This is a genomic window from Pseudomonas sp. FFUP_PS_473, from assembly GCF_002858665.1.
Taxonomy (GTDB): Bacteria; Pseudomonadota; Gammaproteobacteria; order Pseudomonadales; family Pseudomonadaceae; genus Aquipseudomonas; species Aquipseudomonas defluvii.
In genome coordinates, this window is record NZ_PJQQ01000078.1 from 1 (window position 1) to 2631 (window position 2631).

At 52.2% G+C, this 2631-nt stretch carries 2 rRNA genes; both read left to right on the forward strand.

The features are described 5' to 3' along the window. A 23S ribosomal RNA gene (locus CYD26_RS24615) occupies positions 1-2355 on the forward strand; the annotation flags it as partial. Between the two features lie 136 nt (positions 2356-2491). Beyond that, a 5S ribosomal RNA gene (gene rrf / locus CYD26_RS24620) occupies positions 2492-2607 on the forward strand. The last annotated feature ends 24 nt before the right edge of the window (positions 2608-2631 follow it).

Here is a 2631-nt window from a genome sequence, read left to right on the forward strand (position 1 = left end):
TTGTTAGGTGACTGCGTACCTTTTGTATAATGGGTCAGCGACTTATATTCAGTGGCGAGCTTAACCGAATAGGGGAGGCGTAGCGAAAGCGAGTCTTAATAGGGCGTTTAGTCGCTGGGTATAGACCCGAAACCGGGCGATCTATCCATGGGCAGGTTGAAGGTTAGGTAACACTGACTGGAGGACCGAACCGACTACCGTTGAAAAGTTAGCGGATGACCTGTGGATCGGAGTGAAAGGCTAATCAAGCTCGGAGATAGCTGGTTCTCCTCGAAAGCTATTTAGGTAGCGCCTCATGTATCACTGTAGGGGGTAGAGCACTGTTTCGGCTAGGGGGTCATCCCGACTTACCAAACCGATGCAAACTCCGAATACCTACAAGTGCCGAGCATGGGAGACACACGGCGGGTGCTAACGTCCGTCGTGAAAAGGGAAACAACCCAGACCGTCAGCTAAGGTCCCAAAGTCATGGTTAAGTGGGAAACGATGTGGGAAGGCTTAGACAGCTAGGAGGTTGGCTTAGAAGCAGCCACCCTTTAAAGAAAGCGTAATAGCTCACTAGTCGAGTCGGCCTGCGCGGAAGATGTAACGGGGCTCAAACCATGCACCGAAGCTACGGGTGTCACTTAGGTGACGCGGTAGAGGAGCGTTCTGTAAGCCTGTGAAGGTGAGTTGAGAAGCTTGCTGGAGGTATCAGAAGTGCGAATGCTGACATGAGTAACGACAATGGGAGTGAAAAACTCCCACGCCGAAAGACCAAGGTTTCCTGCGCAACGTTAATCGACGCAGGGTTAGTCGGTCCCTAAGGCGAGGCTGAAAAGCGTAGTCGATGGAAAACAGGTTAATATTCCTGTACTTCTGGTTATTGCGATGGAGGGACGGAGAAGGCTAGGCCAGCTTGGCGTTGGTTGTCCAAGTTTAAGGTGGTAGGCTGAGATCTTAGGTAAATCCGGGATCTTAAGGCCGAGAGCTGATGACGAGTGCTCTTTAGAGCGCGAAGTGGTTGATGCCATGCTTCCAAGAAAAGCTTCTAAGCTTCAGATAACCAGGAACCGTACCCCAAACCGACACAGGTGGTTGGGTAGAGAATACCAAGGCGCTTGAGAGAACTCGGGTGAAGGAACTAGGCAAAATGGCACCGTAACTTCGGGAGAAGGTGCGCCGGTGAGGGTGAAGGACTTGCTCCGTAAGCCCATGCCGGTCGAAGATACCAGGCCGCTGCGACTGTTTATTAAAAACACAGCACTCTGCAAACACGAAAGTGGACGTATAGGGTGTGACGCCTGCCCGGTGCCGGAAGGTTAATTGATGGGGTTAGCTAACGCGAAGCTCTTGATCGAAGCCCCGGTAAACGGCGGCCGTAACTATAACGGTCCTAAGGTAGCGAAATTCCTTGTCGGGTAAGTTCCGACCTGCACGAATGGCGTAACGATGGCGGCGCTGTCTCCACCCGAGACTCAGTGAAATTGAAATCGCTGTGAAGATGCAGTGTATCCGCGGCTAGACGGAAAGACCCCGTGAACCTTTACTATAGCTTTGCACTGGACTTTGAATTTGCTTGTGTAGGATAGGTGGGAGGCTTTGAAGCGTGGACGCCAGTTCGCGTGGAGCCATCCTTGAAATACCACCCTGGCAACTTTGAGGTTCTAACTCAGGTCCGTCATCCGGATCGAGGACAGTGTATGGTGGGTAGTTTGACTGGGGCGGTCTCCTCCTAAAGAGTAACGGAGGAGTACGAAGGTGCGCTCAGACCGGTCGGAAATCGGTCGTAGAGTATAAAGGCAAAAGCGCGCTTGACTGCGAGACAGACACGTCGAGCAGGTACGAAAGTAGGTCTTAGTGATCCGGTGGTTCTGTATGGAAGGGCCATCGCTCAACGGATAAAAGGTACTCCGGGGATAACAGGCTGATACCGCCCAAGAGTTCATATCGACGGCGGTGTTTGGCACCTCGATGTCGGCTCATCACATCCTGGGGCTGAAGCCGGTCCCAAGGGTATGGCTGTTCGCCATTTAAAGTGGTACGCGAGCTGGGTTTAGAACGTCGTGAGACAGTTCGGTCCCTATCTGCCGTGGACGTTTGAGATTTGAGAGGGGCTGCTCCTAGTACGAGAGGACCGGAGTGGACGAACCTCTGGTGTTCCGGTTGTCACGCCAGTGGCATTGCCGGGTAGCTATGTTCGGAAGAGATAACCGCTGAAAGCATCTAAGCGGGAAACTTGCCTCAAGATGAGATCTCACTGGAGCCTTGAGCTCCCTGAAGGGCCGTCGAAGACTACGACGTTGATAGGTTGGGTGTGTAAGTGCTGTGAGGCATTGAGCTAACCAATACTAATTGCCCGTGAGGCTTGACCATATAACACCCAAGCAATTTGCGTCGAAAGGCCAGATTGCGGTGTTGTGAAGACGAAACGAACCGAAAGTTTGCGACTCACAACTATCACATACCCGATTTGCTGGAGCGTCGAAAGACGGTCTGGTACACAGAATTTCTTGACGACCATAGAGCATTGGAACCACCTGATCCCATCCCGAACTCAGCAGTGAAACGATGCATCGCCGATGGTAGTGTGGGGTTTCCCCATGTGAGAGTAGGTCATCGTCAAGATTAAATTCCGAAACCCCTATCTGC